Here is an 18,409-nt window from a genome sequence, read left to right as displayed (position 1 = left end):
TAGTAGTAAACTCTAAATTCTTACGAATACAAATTAGTACAAAACACTATATTCCATCGAATACAAATTAGTAAATCACACCCCATTTTACCCAAACAAAAAGAAGCCGAGCCACCCACATAGCTCGACTCCCCAAACATCTAATCATAATCCACCTTCGCCCGATGCACACTCAAACAATTCTCCCGAATCTGCGTCAACGCCGACGTAATATACTTATACTGCGGCAACTCAGGCAACACAATCTGAGTAATCCGGCCACCATTCTCAAAATGCTTCGCCAAATTCTCAAACATCACCAAATACTCACCCATCACATGCTCATCAATACGATCACGCCCATCATTATTCAACGCACGATTCAACATAAAACTCAATTCCTCCAAACCATAAATCGTCGGATAATACTCCTGAATCCGATGCTTATTACTAAACACCTCACCATTCGCACCCGTATACAGCTGCGACATATTATCCAACTTCAACGTCAAACGCAACATACGATACTTGTCCTCTTCAAACGACGCACGCTCATTCTTAGAGAACAGATAATGAAACATGATCGCTTCACTACGGAACACATCCGCAATCACTTTCGGCAACATCGTTGAAGCCGTCTTGCGTCCAAGAATCAAGAGACCAATAACCGCAATCGCTACACCGACAAGCACATCAATAATACGAGGTAATGCAATCGCAATCGTTAAATAATTCGCTGCGATACCATTCAACAAGATAACTTGAATCGTGATAAAGATACAGGCGAACGAATAGTTCGCACCAACGAACGCTTCAGTCATACCTGCACACACTGCAAGTAGAATAATCGCAATCATCGTATGAGGGTGGAACATCAAGATAAGCGACAGTACGAGTACACCGAGAATTGTTCCGACTGTACGACTTCCTGCACGTTCGAAACTGTGCATCGTATTCGCGCCAATCAAGACTGTGTGCGCTGTTAACGGAATCCAATAGGCCTTTTCAAAGTTAAACATCAGGGCTACAAAGATCGCAATTCCAATAATAATCGCATAACGTAGTGCATTTCTGAAGAAGTAGGAATCCAACGTTAAATGCTGGATAATACGGCGGCCATAAATTGGAATACGCACATTGACTTCATGTTTCACACGCTCTTCGTTGAGATCGAGTATCGCATCTATTTTAAAAATTTGATCGACTAAATTATTATATTCCTCTGGTACATCAATCTGCTGATTCCAACGTTTAGCGGAAGTGTTATTAGAAAACACACGTTTAATCACGTAATCCAACATCTCTTTAACTTGGTTAGGCAATGGACGTAAATTACGTTCGCTCAACTCAAGTAACTCGGAGTAAACACCTAACGCAGCGGTATGCAAGAGCAATAAACGCTGAAATTGTGATGACTCACGAGATCTTGCTCCCGAACTCGTCAGCAAGTATTTGTCTGCATTGCTGAATGTTTGAACAGCAGTGTTAGATGCATTGCGGAAAGCCTGGCGATCGTCAAAGTTATATGCGAGTTGCTTTAACATATTGTAGTCATTCTTCACTGCTTTCGCCTCAGCACTTTCACGACTCAACAGGTTCGCAATAATGATTACCACTAACGCAAACATACCACCGATAAATACGCAGGCACCACGTAACAAGAACTCTTGCGGTGCCACAGGTAAGTTGATCGATAAACTGAACGCGACGATAAAGAACGTGGCAGATGGACCAACGATGTGCAACGAACTGAGCACAAAGTATGGAATGACCGTCACGATAAGCAACAAGATACCAAAGAGGATCGGTTGTTTAATCGTCAACGTTCCAAGCATCATCGCAATGGACAATCCAATAGTCGCAAGAAAGATGATGCGTACACGCGCTCTTGCAGTGCCTCCTATCGCATACGTATGAGTTAATGTACCTATAGATACGAGTAACCCTATCGGCATATGATCCGTCAAATATCCGATGATGAGTGGTATCAACATCAAGATCGTTTGACGCACACCTTTAGCTGAATCTACTTTCATTTTATTAAAGTTCATTAAGGATTTTATGTACGAAAGCAAATCGTTCATCTCCTATTATCATGTTTCAATGTCATACCCTACTATACTAACACTTTTTAGTTAGGTAGGAGACAATTCACTTCAAATTTCTTAATATTTTACTGCTACATTAGCTAGTACAGATAGTTATGGTAAAATGACTCGAGCAGCAAGATGACTTTTTTCGCTATCCTCTACTCATTTTACCTATAAAAATAAAAAAGTGAGCTAGCAACTCAACACGACGTTGAATCCCTAAGACTCACTTGGACAATTAGCCCAATTTATCAGTAATCTGTTATTCAGTTTCAGAAATTTCCTGGGCAATATTACTATAATCAATATCTGCACCCATAAACTGCGCATCGTTACTTGGTAAATGTTGTTGTAATGTGTCGATATTATTAATTTCAATTGTGCCACTGTTCATCTCGAAATCGAGCACATGTCCACCAAATGTACGGTCGTCATCTACAAAGTGAAGATGATAACCGCCTGCTGCGATGCCGTGGAATAATTGAGGTGCGTAGAAACCAACAATCGTACCTTCGACTTGTTCACGCGTGAATTCTGGTTGGTTCTTTGCCACTTCGCTAAGTCGACGATATGGCGGTTCCTCTTTCGGCATCATTCGCACATGCATCATTTCAAATTTACCCGTCATCTTCACAGCGAAGAAGATATTGTCACTCGCTGCTCGACGTTTCGTTTGCGCTAATAACGCCTCAGCATCTGTGATATGACGCACATTAATCGTTTCGTCTGTCTGGAAATCGGTCACTGTCGCAAATGGTGTAAGCTCCTCGCCTGTCAACGCTTTAAATTCACCTTGCGCATTCGCATGGTACGCGTGGCCATCGAGAATGACGACTTCCCCATCTGAACCGTCTAGTGTTCCGATTCCGAAATCACCATGTTTCATGACTTCACCGATTGAAGTCGTGCCCTGTAACATGCCAGCAATCAACGTCCCTAACGTTCCGTGTTGATATAACATCTCCAATTTGTCTTCCTTTCTATTTCTTTCTCATACTTACTTATACTTTCACTTAGTTTCATTATACAACTTTTTGGAGCGTTGAGATATCGAAGTGCTTGAGATTAGTGGTAAAAATTCCGAGGGGACATCGAGATTTTTCTGGTAAAAATATTTTTAGGAGACTATGCCATTTTATAAAAGATCCACCCCCAAAAAAAGAACCCAACCGACTTATCACTAAGTCGAATTGAGTTCTTCCCTATCATTATTTCACTTTCTTCAAGTCATTTTTACCAATCAATAAAGGTTGGTCTGGCTTCACAAAGAACCACAAAATAATTGCGAAGATAACTGGAATAATCATGCATTCCAAAGTATTCGTCCAACCGATGATATCTGCAAGTTTACCTGCTAAGAATGGACTGAGCATTGCTCCGATGTTACCCCATAAGTTCATCCATCCTGAAACAGAACCGGCAAAGTTACGACCGAGATCTGTGGCTGCTGCCCAACTCATCCCCATCGTTACACCGATACCGCCTAAGCACGTTGAAATCCATGCGACGTTGGCATAAAGATTGTCTGTCTTAATCGCTAAGAAGAGCGAAACAGCAAAGACGACAAAGCCTGCAATTGCGATGAGTCCACGCGCTACGAAACGGGATTTACCCATGCGCAACAACGCATCTGATACTGTCCCTCCTGTTAAGATCAGGAAGAACATCACGAGCCATGGTGGACTCGACAACCATGCGGAGTCTTTCAAGGAGATGTGATATTGTTCTGTGAAATACGTCGGTAACCAAATTAAGAATAATGCGATGATAAATTGTACAACGAAATACTGCCCTGCAATCGCATAGAAACTGAAGTATTTGAAGAATGCTGACCAAGGTGCATGAGATTTCTCTGTTGCAACGATGTCACGATTCGCCTGAATAAAACGCTTCTCTGCTTCGTTCACCATCTTATGTTGTTCTGGTAAGTCCTTCGCGATTATCACCCATAATAATGCGAGTAGAATACCTACGCCACCAAAGATGTAGAAGACGGAATGCCAGCCGAATGCTGAAACGATGGATACTGTGATGACTGGTGCGATTACAGGTCCAAAGTAAGATCCTGCTAGTAACATACTTGAAGCGCGCCCTTTCTCATCTTTCGCAAACCAATAGGAGTTAAATACCGCATTCGATGGATACATCGGCGCTTCTCCGACACCAAAGAGGAAACGCACGGTATACATTAACCCGTGATTTTTAACAATACCTGTCAGAATGGTAAAAGCACTCCACCACACGAGTGCGACAGTTAACATTTTTCGTGGTCCAAACTTCTCAGCAAGATAACCGGATGGTACTTGCATCAAAGCATAGCCTGCTGCGAAGAAAGATGCGAGAAGTCCAAATTGCCCTTTATCTAAATGGAGATCTCTCATCATATCTGGCGCAATAACTGAAATATTAGAACGGTCCATATAGGCAACAATTCCAATAACGAAAAAAACGATGGCAAACCACCATCGTACGTTTGAGCTACGTTCTTTCATGATAGTCCCTACTTTCAATTAATATCAAACTCTCGTCAATGTCATCTCTAGCAATTTCATAACATCCCTTATAGTGAATTGCTGCCCCACAAATGTCACTAACACATAGAGTTTCATTGATATTACCACAGAATGAAAGCGCCTACAAGCATCTTTTATAACATTTTTAATGAAATAATACACTCTTTGTATTTCTTTAATTTCGGTCTCGAGCCCGACTCTTTCAGGTGATAAAACGGGTAAATTGAAGAATACGAACACCGATTATGTTAAAATAACATCTGTTCAAATTATTAAATGATGATTTTAAAAAGGAGAACCGTGCCTTATGGAACATATCATAACGGAATTTATTAGTAAGTGGGGTTATTTGGCGATTACGATTCTCGTGCTCTTGGAGAATATCTTGCCTTTCATCCCGTCTGAAATTATCCTAACGTTTGCTGGATTGCTTTCGACGAAATCAGATTTATCTTTACCGATGCTGTTTGTTATCTCGACTGTTGCATCGTTTGTGGGCTTGCTTGTCTTGTATTATATTAGTCGTCTGGTTTCTGAGGAGCGACTTTATCGTTTTGTTGATAAGTATGGAAAGTGGATTAAGTTGAAGGGTAAGGATGTGGCGCGTGCGAATGACTGGTTTAAGCGGTATGGTGAGGTTGCTGTCTTGGTGTGTCGTTTTGTTCCGGTATTGCGTGTGTTAATTACGATTCCGGCGGGGATCAATCGGATGAATGTGGTGAAGTTTGTGGTGCTTTCTCTGATTGGGACGACGATTTGGAATTTTGCATTGATTTATCTTGGCAGTCTGTTGAGTGATAGTTGGGATGTGTTGATGAATGGGATACATACGTATTCTTATGTGATGTATGTTCTGTTGGCGGTTGTGATTGTTTATATTATTTATCGTTTTGTTAAAAGGAAGCGTAAGTCGTGATTTGAATTGTTATATATTGTACTAATTTTTATTCTTAGGAATGTTATGTATTGTACTAATTTGTATTCGTAGAGATATAGTGTTTGTTCCTAATTTGCAATACTTCGTATTGTGAGGTGGTGACGCTTTCCCAGGTGGTCACGTTCAACTAATTCATAACGCTTGTTGCGCGTTATGAATGGATTTTCACTGTGCCCTTGATACCTCGGGAGTCGCACCACCTCTTTTTTACTCGTGTTGCAGGTATTTGTAGGTTTATTTCATTCTGTTTAACTCTCAGTAACTTGCAAATCACCACACACCACTCTCCCTATTTGTTTTTGTTTTAATATTAGTGTTTCGAGAGATTAAAGTATTTCTACTAATATGGTACTTATAACAGAAATCTACTTTGATTCGTTCTGTTTCGGGAAAGTAAGGGTTCCTTAGAATTTAAAGATTAATAATTACATCCATCTTCACACACAAACTAAGGGTTCGAGTCTGCTTAATGCTTTCTCGAACCCTTGGTTGTTCTTCTGAATTTTTACCGCTATCAATTATTAAAATGCTAAGGACTTGAATACTTTTACGGCGATCCAGTAAATGAGTGTTGCTACGAATAGGCTTATGACGAAATAAATTGCGCTTCCAATGAACATAATCATTTGGTTTGGCTCGTCGTGTCCGATTGAAGCAATGATAGTTAGGACAATGGTATAAACGATGTAAACTAAGATAACGGGTAGAATGGCGAGCATCATAATTCCGTTTGAGTTCTCGCTACCGTATTTGTACATTAATGGGTACATGAGTGTCAGTTGGGCGGTAATTCCTACGCCTATAAAGAGTGCGATAAATCCTTCGATGATTGACATTTGTAAGATGCTCGTCACGACAAAGACGAGGACGCCGCCGGTAACTGCTAGTAATAAGTAGAATAAAAAGTGACTTTGAACGTACATCTTTCTGTTTAATGGTAGTGTTAAGGCGAGTTTCGGCCAGTCGGAGCCTTTCTCGTTCTTCAAATTATCGAGTGCGATGATGGCTAGTAAATAACATGGTAGAAAGCCACCTGTCATGCCTTGTTGTCCAATATTAAAGAGGACGCAGATGACAACGGCAATCGGTAAATAAATACATACACTTTTCTTTGACAATGCCCAATGGTTCATCATTAAACCTTTCATACTCGCTCACCTCTCATTAAGATCTTCGTTGCGTCATCGATGGAATGTAGGGACTCGCATGTAATGCCCTCTGTCTCTACTGTTCCTTTGACTAAGGCTTCTACTATGCCTTTGCGTTCACGTTGGGCGATGACTTGTTCTCTTGGAACTTGCGCATAAGCGTCTTGATCACCTTTGACGATATGATACTGTTCCATGAGCTCTGATTTCGAAACTGTGAGGACAATTTGGCCTTGGCGCATGAAGATGAGACGGTCAGCGATGTATTCAAGATCTTCTACGATATGTGAAGAAATGACCATGCCGACACCTTGTTCTTTGCAATCTTCGAGTATTTCTAACACTTGTTCACGGCCTGAGACGTCGATGCCTGCTGTCGCTTCGTCGAGTAATAAGAGGCGACTGTGATGAGATAGTGCGATGGCGAGTGAAAGTTTCATCGACATGCCTCGAGAGTAACTTTCGACTTTTTGCTTACGTGGGAGTTCAAATTCTTCAATATATTTCCAGAAGGTCTCACTCTCCCAGTTGCGATACATCTGTTGCATGATCTTCTCGATATCTACGACTTTGAGTTTCTTCGGCAATTTCACTGTATCGAAGACGACGCCGACATCATTTTTATACTCGTAATCGTCTTCCTCAATGGTTTGACCGAAGAATCGCACTTCACCTGAGTCTTTCGGCACATTGCCAATTGCTGTGCTTAGCGTTGTTGATTTACCTGAACCGTTTTTACCGATAAAAGCAACCACTTCACCTGGATCTACTTCAAAGCTCACGTCTTGTAATGCGAACTCTGAGTTCTTGAAAGCTTTGTTCAGGTGTTTCACTTCTAGTAACCTATGCATAGCTTTGTTCTCCTCCATCTTTCGTTGTTCTCGTTCGTCTTTCTTCTTTACTATAACATTAATTGTCTGTCGTATAGTTATGTTTTTGAAAAAGGGCTAATTCCCCCCTTTGGAATTAGCCCTGTGAATCTTACAATATATTGAATTTCTCCCGCTTCATTCTCACTTTATTACCCCTTTTAACTCAGTGAGAAATGAAGGCATAATCTATTGATTTCATATCCTTTGTTTGAAGTGATAATTTATTTAACTTCTTTCAATGTAGATTTCACATCTTCAATTTCTTGTTCTACATCGTGGTTTGGCTTACGCGTCATTTTACTAACTACATAAGTCACAACCCAACTTGCGATGAAGCCTGGAATGATTTCGTACAAGTTAAAGAAGTCGTTGTAATCTCCCATCGGTTTAATAAAGACAATCCATAGAATAACGACGATCGCACCTACGAGCATACCACTCACTGCACCTGTACGGCTTAAACCTTTCCAGTATAGTGACAGGATTACGAGTGGACCAAATGCTGCACCGAAACCGGCCCAAGCATTACCTACGAGGTTGAGAATCGTATCGTTTGGATGCCATGCGATAAGAATTGCGACGATAGAAACGACCACAACTGAAAGACGTCCGACAAGAACGAACTCTTTCTGACGTTTCTTCGCTGCTTCCTCACCTCTAAATAGCTTGTAGAAGTCTTCTGTTAATGAACTTGATGTTACAAGTAATTGAGATGAGATCGTACTCATGATGGCAGCTAAGATGGCTGCGAGTAAGAATCCTCCAACTAATGGATGGAACAAGATTTGTCCCATTAAGATAAATAATGTTTCTGGGTCTTTCAATGTAACGCCTTGGTCACGGACGAAGACGATACCTGTAAGACCTACGAATACTGCACCAATTAAACTGATCGCCATCCAGCTAATGCCGAAGCGACGTGCAGTCTTTAACTTTCTAACATGTGTAATAGACATAAATCGTACGATGATGTGAGGTTGACCGAAGTAGCCGAGCCCCCATGCAAAGAACGAGATGATTCCTACTACAGATGTCCCTTTTAGAATGTCTAAGTTCGTCGGTTTGAGATCAGCCGCTTGAGATAATGTATCTAAACCGCTGAGTTGTAACATTGCGACAATCGGTATCATGACCATTGCGATAATCATGATAACCCCTTGGAAGAAGTCCGTTAATGATACGGCGAGATATCCTCCAAAGAATGTATATGCGATAACGATGACTGTTACTAGGATGAGGCCGAAATGATAATTCAATCCAAATGCACTATCGAAGAGTTTACCTCCGGATACCATTCCTGAATGTGTATAAAGTGTAAAGAATACTACAATGATGGCACCTGAAATAATCTTGATGACATTTGATTTATCATCTAATCGGTTTCTAAAGAAATCTGGTAGCGTAATCGCGTCGCCAGCTTTCTCTGTGTAGACTCTGAGACGTGGTGCTACGATAAAGTAATTTAAATATGCACCAAGTGTTAACCCAATTGCTAACCAGGCTGCTGATAATCCTGTTGTGTAAACCTCTCCTGGCAAGCCCATAATCATCCAACCACTCATGTCCGCGGCACCAGCAGATAACGCTGTGACGTACGGACCAATACTTCGTCCACCGAGCATGTACTCACTTACGTTGCTCGTCGCTTGCTTGTACCCATAATACCCAATACCAAGCAAGATGATGAAGTAAGCAGCTAACATGATATATGTTCGCCAATCAGTATTCACTTGTTGCGATAGTGTTGCCCCCAATTGAAACATAATCTGCACTCCCTCTATGTAGAATTTTGTTACATGCATTTATTATACAAAACTATCGAGAATTTTAAAGGACTTTTTTACAAGATTGTGTCATTTAGTCCCTTTTTACATCTCAATAACTTCTATAACCCTTGATATTCAACGTTTATAGCGATCCCAAAAATAATAGTAATATTACAATTTAGCAAGATTTTACACTATTTCGTATGCAATTCTTGAATAAAAAGAATGATTTATGTGGTTCATACACGATTATACTATATTTTAGTAACATTATAACACACTAACGTTTTATTCTTTTATCGCGTTGAAGTGCTATCATTGTCGACTTTTAGTTATTTTAAACAAAAAGCTCAAAGAAACATCATTTAATAATAAAAGCTATAATGCATTTTTATGCAACAAGTAATAAAAGGATGTAAGCGTTTAACTCACATGTTAAAATAATAGTAAAATGATTGAACTAAATCTTATAGGGGTGACGAAATAGAGATGTCTCGAACTGAAGAAAAGAGTTTCAAGCAGCGTTATCTTAACCTGCTCGCAAAGCAATACGACAATAAAGAAGAACTTGCGACAGAAATCATTAATCTAGAATCGATCATGGAATTACCGAAGGGCACGGAGCACTTTGTCAGTGATATTCACGGTGAGTATCAAGCGTTCCAACACGTGCTACGTAACGGCTCAGGTAATGTGAAACGTAAGATTCATGATATCTTTGATGATGATCTGACCGAAGAAGAAATCAATGAGTTTGCAGCGCTTGTGTACTATCCTCAAGAGAAATTGAAACTCATCAAGAACGAATTTAAACATAAAGAAGATTTAAACGAATGGTATCGCTCTACTATACATAACCTCATCACATTCGTCACTTTCGCCTCTTCGAAATATACACGTACGAAACTCCGTAAGACTTTACCGGAGAATTTCGTCTTTATCGTTGAAGAGCTTCTATATCGCAGTAATAAATACAATAACAAATCATCATATTATGATACGTTGATGGATCAAATTATCGAACTTGAACAATCTGATGACTTGATTATCGGCCTATCCTTTACAGTGCAGCACCTCGTCGTGAACCACCTTCACGTCGTGGGTGATATTTATGACCGTGGCCCAGAGCCAGACAAGATTATGGAAACGCTCATCAATTACCCATCTGTTGATATTCAATGGGGTAACCACGATGTGCTCTGGATTGGTGCATATGCTGGATCTAAAGTTTGCCTTGCCAATCTGCTTCGTATTTGCGCGCGTTATGATAACCTCGACATTATCGAAGACGCCTACGGTATAAATATACGTCCTTTATTGACTTTAGCTGAAAAATACTACGATGGGACAAATCCACCTTTCCGACCTAAGAACGCGGATTACCTTTCTGAATATGAAAAAGCTCAGATGACACGTATTCAACAAGCGATTTCAATTATTCAATTTAAATTAGAAGCGCCGATTATCAAACGTCGCCCTTCTTTCGATATGGAAGAACGTTTAGTATTGGAAAAAGTCAATTACGATACGCATAAGATTACAATTTATGGTAAGACATATGATTTAAAAAATACGTGTTTCCAAACTGTCGATCCTCAAGATCCGACACGTTTAACGGAAGAAGAACAAGATGTCATTGATAAATTATTATTATCTGTACAACAATCTGAGAAATTGAAACGCCATATGTCGTTCTTAATGCAGAAAGGTACACTTTACCTACCATACAATGGCAACTTACTTATTCATGGTTGTATTCCAGTAGATGAAGATGGCGAGATGGAAAGCATGTCTATTGATGGTGTGGAACATCACGGACGTGACTTGCTTGATACTTTCGAGTCTTATGTACGCTATGCTTTTGATCACAAAGAAGTTGGCGATGATCTCGCAACGGATCTCGTATGGTACCTTTGGACGGGTAAATACTCTTCTCTCTTTGGTAAGCGTGCGATGACGACGTTTGAACGTTACTTTATCGAGGACAAAGCGTCTCATAAAGAGGAGAAGAATCCGTATTATCATTTACGTGAAGACGTGGATATGTGTAAGAAGATGTTGAAAGACTTTGGCTTGGATCCGGAGCAGGGTCATATTATCAATGGTCATACGCCGGTTAAGGAGATTAAGGGTGAAGATCCGATTAAGGCGAATGGTAAAATGATTGTTATTGATGGTGGCTTCTCGAAGGCTTATCAGTCGACGACGGGTATTGCGGGCTATACGTTGTTGTTTAATTCGTATGGTATGCAGTTGGTTGCGCATCAGGAGTTTAATTCGAAGGAGAATGTGCTGAAGAATGGTACGGATGAGGTGTCTATCCGTCGTGTGGTTGATAAGGAGTTGGAGCGTAAGAAGATTCGTGATACGAATACGGGTGCGCGGATTCAGGATGAGATTGATACGTTGAAGGAGCTTATGCATGACCACTTTCTGAAGTAGGTGTGTGTGCTACTAATTTGTGTTCTTAGGTATTTTAGAGTTTAGTACTAATTTGTATTCGATGGAATATAGTGTTTTGTACTAATTTGTATTCGTAAGAATTTAGAGTTTACTACTATTTTGCAATACTTCGTATTGTGAGGTGGTGACGCTTTCCCAGGTGGTCACGTTCAACTAATTCATAACGCTTGTTGCGCGTTATGAATGGATTTTCACTGTGCCCTTGATACCTCGGGAGTCGCACCACCTCTTTTTTACTCGTGTTGCAAATATTGGTGTGTTTAATAGTATTTATTCTAACTACTTTAGTAGCTCACGAACTCCTACACATCTAGTTTTTATTTTTATTTTGATTGAATTAGAGTGTTTCGAGGATGATAGTGTTTCTTACTAACTGAATACTATATGTATTGGTAAGTTAATAACATTTATTCTAAAATTTTTATCAACCCACGATCTCCTACGCATCGTTTCTTTATTTTGATTGAATTAGTGTGTTTCGGGGAATTAGAGCGTATCTTTATAACTCTACATATTCTTTTTACTAAATATAATTTTTGGCACGATGATACGTTAAACGCCATCTACTACAAATAGTAGATGGCTCTTTCTGCTTGATTATTATACATAACGCAACGATTACCACCTTAAAAAGCACGCTCTCAACTCTGGAGAACGTGCTTTTCTATTAATTAGTCTTCTTTGTCTTCGTATAAGTAAGCGTCTTTGAGGTAACCAATGACGCCTTCGTCACTATCTTCGAATTGGTTGCGTTTGTTTCTAAATGTGACTTCTTTGTCTTCGTTGATATGGTAAAGTATCATATCGTTTTCGCTGAGTTCGGGTATGTGCTCTACTTCGATTTCGTGTATGTCGTGCTCTTTGATAAATTGGTTGTACCATTTGGCGCTAAGGTTTGAGTCAAATAGGATGTGATTGCGAATGGGCCCGCTCACATTGGATTTCATCTTCTCGTTTCTAAATGATACGGGGATCATGTTGACTTGGTTGAGTCCGAATTCGGGTACGAGTTCGTTAAATGCCAGGCTGTTGAACACGAAGGATTGGGTCATCAAGAGACATTGGTGATAACGTGTTAAGTCGGCGTAAATACGATCGTTGCTTGATAGTAAATTGCCTTCGAAGACTTCAAAGTCTAGATTGCGCGCGCGTGTTGACGAACTTGAGAATAAATTAAAGGTCATGACTGGAATTTCATGTTCTCTCAATTTTGATCCTAGTTTGTAAGAGAATTCACCTTCGCCTACCAAAATAACGCCTGGGGGTTCTGTGCTTGCTAGACGCATCATTTTACTCATTGGAACGAAGCTGAAGCCGTAAATGACCACAGTTACGATGACTAGGCCAAAGGTTACGGGCGTGATGTATTCAGCTAAGGGCGCATTTTTCTCCATAAACTGACCAGCAAAGAATTGGGCTACGGTTAAAACGACGATGCCTCGTGGTGCCATGATAGAGACCATCGTGCGTTCGCGTTTAGAAATTTCGGTGTTGATGGTCGCGAATAAGATAGATAAGGGTCTAACGAGCACAATCATCACTGCGCAGAATAGCACGAGTTTCCATGAAAGAATCCCTTTTAACACATCTAGAGTGAGTGAAGATGTGATGAGGATAAAGACCGTTGAGACGAGAATGGATGACATGTTCTCGATGAAGTGGTCAGATTCCTTAAAGATTAAATCATGGCGTTTCATGCGTGCCATGACGAGACCGAAGATTGTGACGGCCATTAAGCCAGATTCTGGTAAGATTTCATCGCATAACGCAAAGATTAAGAGTACGAAGACAAGTTGTACTGGTGGCATTAAGTTCTGTGGAATCATGTCTTTTTTTAAAAACCACATGAACACGTATGACGCAAAGAAACCGATGCAGACGGCGATAAATAAACGCAGAATGAAACTTAAAATAATTTCAACTTGAATGCCGTGCTCGAAAATATTAAAGATATAGAATGCGAATAAGGCAAGCATCGGGCCAATCGGATCGAGGATGATGCTTTCCCAACGCAAAATCGAATCGACGCTCTTGCGGACTTTCGCTTGTTTCAATAATGGTTGAATGACGGTCGGGCCTGTGATAAGGAATAAACCGCCCATGACGAGCGCGACTTGGGCTGAGAACCCTAGAACGAAATGGAGGGCCATTGCGCCAAGGATCCACGAAATCACTGCGCCAACTGTGATGATGCGCATGACTGCTTTCGAAATACCTCTTAACTCGCGGAAATCGAGGTTGCTGCTCCCTTCGAATAAGATGATAGCTACAGCTAACGACACCATCGAGCTAAATGCTTCAGACCCGAGGCTTTGTTGCGGGTTGATGAGACCCAGTATTGGACCTACGAGTAAGCCGACGATAGAGAGAACGACAATCGAGGGCCATTTGATGCGTGATGCGAACCACTGACTAAAGATACCTAAAGCCAGGAAGATCACGATCACGAGTATGAGGGGTAGATTTAAGAGTGACACGGTCACACCTCCGATTAATTCCTTGTGTTCATTTACGCTGAACACGTAGTTCTTACTTTCTTTCAATATGTATACATCAGTTCATTATAACAGATTCACCTATAAGCAGTGCGTGTTTTTCGGTCTTCTCGCAAATTTCAACAGTATCGTCACAGTTTCGCCTTGTATCTTTACATGTCAGATTACGCTCACTATAATTGAAATTGAATCTCAATTAGTTTGAATTCACAATTTTTAGTATGGGAGATATTTGTGTATTTGCGAGTATACGGTAAACAATATAACTTGGCACATCCCATCAAATACTCCTATGCCACTTTTATACAAGGAAAGGTGAAGTATAATGGAGAAGATAAATTACAAAAAATTTATACTTCCTGTTGTTGTTGGAATCATCCTCTGGTTAATTACCCCTATTCGGCCAGAAGGTTTAAGTGCAGATGCTTGGCATATGTTTGCCATCTTCGTCGCGACGATTATCGGTTGTATCACGCAACCGCTTCCGATTGGTGCCGTAGCCATGATTGGGTTCACGCTCACGGTCTTAACAGGCACAGTTGATATCGACCCAGCTGTGAAAGGCTTCGGTAATAGCAGTATTTGGCTCATCGCCATGGCGTTCTTTATTTCACGTGGATTTGTGAAGACAGGTCTCGGCCGTCGTATTGCCCTTCAGTTCGTGAAGTTGTTTGGTAAAAAAACTTTAGGACTCGGCTATTCTCTCGTGGGTGTCGATTTGATCTTAGCACCTGCGACGCCAAGTAATACGGCGCGAGCTGGCGGTATCATGTATCCTATCATCAACGCCTTATCTAAGTCATTCGGTTCGAAAGCAGATGACGGTACGGCGCGTAAAATGGGTTCGTTCCTCATCTTTACAGAATTTCACGGGAACTTGATCACTGCCGCAATGTTCTTAACTGCGATGGCAGGGAACCCGCTTGCTCAATCTTTAGCACAACATGAGCACATTCACATTACGTGGATGAACTGGTTCCTAGCTGCACTCGTTCCAGGAATTGTGTCATTGATTGTCGTGCCTTTTATCATCTATAAAATTTATCCACCTGAAATCAAGGAAACACCCGACGCGAAATCATGGGCGGATAATGAATTGAAAGACATGGGTCACATGCATCGTGACGAGAAATTTATGATTGGTATCTTCCTCGTTGCACTCATTCTATGGGTACTCGGCAGTGTCATCGATATGAATGCGACGTTGACAGCCTTTATCGCCCTATCCCTTTTACTGCTTACAGGCGTATTGAGCTGGTCTGACGTCCTTAAAGAAACTGGAGCTTGGAATACGCTCATCTGGTTCTCCATCTTAGTTATGATGGCATCCCAACTCAATGAGCTCGGCTTTATTCCATGGCTCAGTAAGACAATCGCAGGTAGTTTAGGCGGCTTAAGTTGGCCGGTAGTCCTCGTGCTACTCATCCTATTCTACTTCTACTCACACTACTTATTTGCGAGCTCAACCGCTCACGTCAGCGCGATGTACTCCGCCCTACTCGGTGTGGCTATTGCGACAGGCGCGCCACCGTTATTTAGTGCCTTAATGATTGGGTTCTTCGGTAACTTGATGGCTTCCACGACACACTACAGTAGTGGTCCAGCGCCGATACTCTACTCATCCGGCTACGTGTCTCAGAAACGCTGGTGGCTCATGAACGCAGGATTAGCTATTGTTTACTTTGTTATCTGGCTAGGTCTCGGTTCACTGTGGATGAAACTCATCGGCGTGATGTAGGCATTTTACCTTCTCATAGGTTTAAAATGACGTCAATTGGTGTAAATATATAGTAATCAATATGAATCAGGAGATGATATAGATGGCTGACATTAAACAAGGCGATCACAAATTCTACACAGGTGAAGATGAGAATAATCCTGAAACAGTGATTACGTACAACGATGTAAGTGACGATCAAATCGAAATCAATCACACAGGCGTTCCATCTGAAATGGGTGGACAAGGTTTAGGTACTGCGCTCGTAGAAGCAGTAGTGAACTACGCACGTGACAATGGTAAAAAGGTCAGTGCAACTTGCCCATTTGCGGCAAAAGTTATTGAGAAACATCCTGAATTCCAAGATGTTTATAAAGGTTAATTAGAAGAATGCGCCTGCAATACGGAGATTGAACTCCGATGCAGGCGTTATTTATGAGGTTTTATAGTAAGGAGCTAGATCAATGGACAATATAGAAGAAGTGATTAAAAATTACTTTTAGATTGCTATCATTTCTATTATTCCAATGTCTTTAATCATGAGTATCTTACCTACAAATACATTTCTAGAAATTCTTATATCGCTTGTCACAGTGATATTATCATCAATCGGACTCTCTACTATCATCCTTTATATTATTTACATATATCAAAAAAAGAAGTGAGGCTTTTGATGACATCAAATAGGCTAGCGCAGTCGAGCACTGTTACTTATTTTTAACTAAATTTCATACGACATAGCAAAAAGGCAATTTCTACCAAACATTCGATAGAAATTGCCTTTTTATATAAATCAAGAGCGCAACGCTCTCATTTTTAATTCTAACTTACAACCACTCTACGACGTCTTCTTGTGGTTGGCGAATTTTTTCTTTTGGTTCTTTTTCACGATAACCAAAAGCGACCATAACGGAAGGCGCGAATTCTTTCATATCCGCAATACCTTCGTCATCTAGTAATTGTTCTACTGCATCAATGTCGAAACCTTCCATTGGACAAGAATCGATGCCAAGTAATGCTGCAGAAGTCATCATGTTACCTAACGCAATGTATGTTTGCTTACTTGACCAGTCAAGCAGTGTACGTTCGTTGTCGTTGATGTGGAAGTTCGTTTGGAAACCTTCAACCTTGTCACCAAAGGCTTTAATGCTATCATCGTCGTATTGTTTCAAGTCACGTAAGATGTGATGTACGTGAGGTGAAGATTTCGTTACATTCTTACGCGCAAGGATGAGCACGAAATGACTTGCTGTTTCAAGTTGACCACGCGCGCCTCCGCTGAGTTCATGTAATTTATTACGTAAATCTTCACTTTGAACGACTAAGAAACGCCAAGGTTCTAATCCAAGAGAGCTTGGAGATAGACGACCTGCTTCAAGAATCGTATCGAAATCACTGTCGTCAATCTTTTTAGATGCGTCAAAGCGTTTCGTTGCATGTCTGTAGTTAAATGCATCAATAATTGTTTGTTGCATATCTTTGTTACTCATAAACGTTTGAACCTACCTTTCGTGAATTACAAGTTATCACAATTATAATTCAACTATTTATTCAACTTAAAGTGTTGTGTTTAACTTTGCTTGCGTTAAGACAGTTATTATACCTCTATTGTGATTTCAAACTTTGGATAAAATGAAGGTATTGTTGCGCATTCTCTTCAAGTGTTTCTTGGCTAGGATTCAATGCGCCGTATAAAGTATGATAGCCGCCAAATTGTGCGCCGACAAATCGTGGGGTGCTAATGAATGGACTGATGAGTGTTTCGAATGTGTAACCAAGCGGACCATCTTCGGCATATTGTGCGGCTTGTGCGCCTACTGAAACGGCTGCTGCGAACGTCTTGCCTTTGAGTGCGTTGCCTTCGGAGCCGTATGCCCATCCGTAGGTGAATACTTGATCGAAGTATTGTTTGAGTAGTGGTGGGTAGCTGTACCAGTAGAATGGGAATTGGAAGATGATGTGGTCGTGTTCCATGAGTAGTTTTTGTTCGTAATCGATGTCGATGTTGGCGTCGGGGTATGTGGTGTAGAGTTCGTGTATGTCGAGTTGGTCTGTGTGTTGGTTGAGTGTGTCGCGCCAGTATTGGTTGACTGTGGATGTGTTGATGTCTGGGTGTGTGATGATGATGAGTGGTTTCATCTGTGGTTCTCCTTTCTGTATGTTTGTGTGTAGTCAAATTTTATCATGTTGTGGGTGGTTTTCGGATTAGGTTGCTCAGGTTTGGTGTTTAGTAAAATACAGAATTTGTACTAATTTGTGTTCATTGGAATATGGTATTTGTACTAACTTGTGTTCGAGAGATAATAGTTTCTTGTACTAATTTGCAATACTTCGTATTGGGGTGGGAGTAACGATTCGCTTTCTTAGGGGGTCACGCTCAACTAAGTAATAACGCTTGGTGCGCGTTATTACTGGATTTTCGCTGTGAC

Annotated in this window: 14 protein-coding genes; 5 read left to right on the top strand and 9 right to left on the bottom strand. The window is 40.8% G+C overall.

Translation table 11 applies throughout. The annotated features are described in order from the left end of the window. Window positions 1–140 precede the first annotated feature (140 nt). From HMPREF2802_RS03810 to HMPREF2802_RS03800, 3 genes are all read right to left on the bottom strand, one after another. Window positions 141–2,063, bottom strand: coding sequence for an FUSC family protein (locus tag HMPREF2802_RS03810; protein ID WP_256277924.1), 1,923 nt, complete (start codon window positions 2,061–2,063; stop codon window positions 141–143). A 268-nt stretch (window positions 2,064–2,331) separates the two neighbouring features. Continuing rightward, on the bottom strand, window positions 2,332–3,030 hold the full coding sequence (gene budA / locus HMPREF2802_RS03805) for an acetolactate decarboxylase (protein ID WP_070502812.1): 699 nt from the start codon (window positions 3,028–3,030) through the stop codon (window positions 2,332–2,334). 247 nt (window positions 3,031–3,277) lie between these two features. Continuing rightward, window positions 3,278–4,561 (bottom strand): pyruvate MFS transporter, encoded by a 1,284-nt coding sequence (locus HMPREF2802_RS03800; RefSeq protein WP_049406153.1) that lies wholly within the window; start codon window positions 4,559–4,561, stop codon window positions 3,278–3,280. Window positions 4,562–4,889: 328 nt separating this feature from the next. Between HMPREF2802_RS03800 and HMPREF2802_RS03795 the strand changes: the two genes are divergently transcribed. Then, complete coding sequence (locus HMPREF2802_RS03795; protein WP_002471702.1) at window positions 4,890–5,498, top strand: undecaprenyl phosphate transporter UptA; 609 nt, start codon at window positions 4,890–4,892, stop codon at window positions 5,496–5,498. A gap of 542 nt (window positions 5,499–6,040) precedes the next feature. Here HMPREF2802_RS03795 and HMPREF2802_RS03790 read toward each other — a convergent pair. The 3 genes from HMPREF2802_RS03790 to putP all read right to left on the bottom strand — a co-directional run bounded on the left by HMPREF2802_RS03790 (window position 6,041) and on the right by putP (window position 9,302). Then, on the bottom strand, window positions 6,041–6,667 hold the full coding sequence (locus HMPREF2802_RS03790; RefSeq protein WP_070502811.1) for an ABC-2 transporter permease: 627 nt from the start codon (window positions 6,665–6,667) through the stop codon (window positions 6,041–6,043). Then, window positions 6,664–7,518, bottom strand: coding sequence for an ABC transporter ATP-binding protein (locus tag HMPREF2802_RS03785; RefSeq protein ID WP_070502810.1), 855 nt, complete (start codon window positions 7,516–7,518; stop codon window positions 6,664–6,666). Before HMPREF2802_RS03785 ends, HMPREF2802_RS03790 begins: the two co-directional genes overlap by 4 nt. Window positions 7,519–7,760: 242 nt before the next feature. After that, window positions 7,761–9,302, bottom strand: coding sequence for a sodium/proline symporter PutP (gene putP / locus HMPREF2802_RS03780; RefSeq protein ID WP_070502809.1), 1,542 nt, complete (start codon window positions 9,300–9,302; stop codon window positions 7,761–7,763). Between the two features lie 492 nt (window positions 9,303–9,794). Between putP and HMPREF2802_RS03775 the strand changes: the two genes are divergently transcribed. After that, window positions 9,795–11,747: a fructose-bisphosphatase class III gene (locus HMPREF2802_RS03775; RefSeq protein WP_002471706.1), complete on the top strand. Its 1,953-nt coding sequence runs from the start codon at window positions 9,795–9,797 to the stop codon at window positions 11,745–11,747. 692 nt (window positions 11,748–12,439) lie between these two features. Here the strand turns inward: HMPREF2802_RS03775 and HMPREF2802_RS03770 are convergent. Further along, window positions 12,440–14,245 carry a cation:proton antiporter gene (locus tag HMPREF2802_RS03770; RefSeq protein WP_070502816.1) on the bottom strand — a complete coding sequence of 602 codons (1,806 nt, stop codon included), beginning with the start codon at window positions 14,243–14,245 and terminating at the stop codon, window positions 12,440–12,442. A 343-nt stretch (window positions 14,246–14,588) separates the two neighbouring features. On the opposite strand from HMPREF2802_RS03770, the gene HMPREF2802_RS03765 reads away from it, so the two are divergent. The 3 genes from HMPREF2802_RS03765 to HMPREF2802_RS12305 all read left to right on the top strand — a co-directional run bounded on the left by HMPREF2802_RS03765 (window position 14,589) and on the right by HMPREF2802_RS12305 (window position 16,645). Then, a complete protein-coding gene (locus tag HMPREF2802_RS03765; RefSeq protein ID WP_049408251.1) occupies window positions 14,589–16,001 on the top strand; it encodes an anion permease in 1,413 nt (470 codons plus the stop codon). An 82-nt stretch (window positions 16,002–16,083) separates the two neighbouring features. Then, window positions 16,084–16,362, top strand: a complete 279-nt coding sequence (locus tag HMPREF2802_RS03760; protein ID WP_002471716.1) for a GNAT family N-acetyltransferase — start codon at window positions 16,084–16,086, stop codon at window positions 16,360–16,362. Between the two features lie 121 nt (window positions 16,363–16,483). After that, window positions 16,484–16,645 carry a DUF6007 family protein gene (locus tag HMPREF2802_RS12305; protein ID WP_311773887.1) on the top strand — a complete coding sequence of 54 codons (162 nt, stop codon included), beginning with the start codon at window positions 16,484–16,486 and terminating at the stop codon, window positions 16,643–16,645. A 162-nt stretch (window positions 16,646–16,807) separates the two neighbouring features. Here HMPREF2802_RS12305 and HMPREF2802_RS03755 read toward each other — a convergent pair whose 3' ends face one another. Beyond that, the gene (locus HMPREF2802_RS03755; RefSeq protein ID WP_002471712.1) at window positions 16,808–17,470 is read right to left on the bottom strand and encodes an NAD(P)H-dependent oxidoreductase; all 663 of its coding nucleotides are present in this window, start codon (window positions 17,468–17,470) and stop codon (window positions 16,808–16,810) included. A 115-nt stretch (window positions 17,471–17,585) separates the two neighbouring features. Next, entirely contained in the window at window positions 17,586–18,119 is a 534-nt protein-coding gene (locus HMPREF2802_RS03750) for an NAD(P)H-dependent oxidoreductase (protein WP_070502808.1), read from the bottom strand. Window positions 18,120–18,409 lie beyond the last annotated feature (290 nt).

The sequence above is a fragment of the Staphylococcus sp. HMSC071G07 genome (assembly GCF_001811435.1).
Taxonomy (GTDB): Bacteria; Bacillota; Bacilli; order Staphylococcales; family Staphylococcaceae; genus Staphylococcus; species Staphylococcus pettenkoferi.
The sequence above is the reverse complement of the archived record's forward strand: the minus strand, read 5'-3'. Positions and strand labels throughout refer to the sequence as shown.

Coding starts and splice junctions, on each gene's coding strand:
- HMPREF2802_RS03775 (WP_002471706.1), top strand. CDS start 9,795: ATGTCTCGAACTGAAGAAAAGAGTTTCAAGCAGCGTTATCTTAACCTG.
- budA (WP_070502812.1), bottom strand. CDS start 3,030: ATGTTATATCAACACGGAACGTTAGGGACGTTGATTGCTGGCATGTTA.
- HMPREF2802_RS03810 (WP_256277924.1), bottom strand. CDS start 2,063: ATGAACGATTTGCTTTCGTACATAAAATCCTTAATGAACTTTAATAAA.
- putP (WP_070502809.1), bottom strand. CDS start 9,302: ATGTTTCAATTGGGGGCAACACTATCGCAACAAGTGAATACTGATTGG.
- HMPREF2802_RS03795 (WP_002471702.1), top strand. CDS start 4,890: ATGGAACATATCATAACGGAATTTATTAGTAAGTGGGGTTATTTGGCG.
- HMPREF2802_RS03790 (WP_070502811.1), bottom strand. CDS start 6,667: ATGAAAGGTTTAATGATGAACCATTGGGCATTGTCAAAGAAAAGTGTA.
- HMPREF2802_RS03750 (WP_070502808.1), bottom strand. CDS start 18,119: ATGAAACCACTCATCATCATCACACACCCAGACATCAACACATCCACA.
- HMPREF2802_RS03800 (WP_049406153.1), bottom strand. CDS start 4,561: ATGAAAGAACGTAGCTCAAACGTACGATGGTGGTTTGCCATCGTTTTT.
- HMPREF2802_RS03785 (WP_070502810.1), bottom strand. CDS start 7,518: ATGCATAGGTTACTAGAAGTGAAACACCTGAACAAAGCTTTCAAGAAC.
- HMPREF2802_RS03765 (WP_049408251.1), top strand. CDS start 14,589: ATGGAGAAGATAAATTACAAAAAATTTATACTTCCTGTTGTTGTTGGA.
- HMPREF2802_RS03760 (WP_002471716.1), top strand. CDS start 16,084: ATGGCTGACATTAAACAAGGCGATCACAAATTCTACACAGGTGAAGAT.
- HMPREF2802_RS03755 (WP_002471712.1), bottom strand. CDS start 17,470: ATGAGTAACAAAGATATGCAACAAACAATTATTGATGCATTTAACTAC.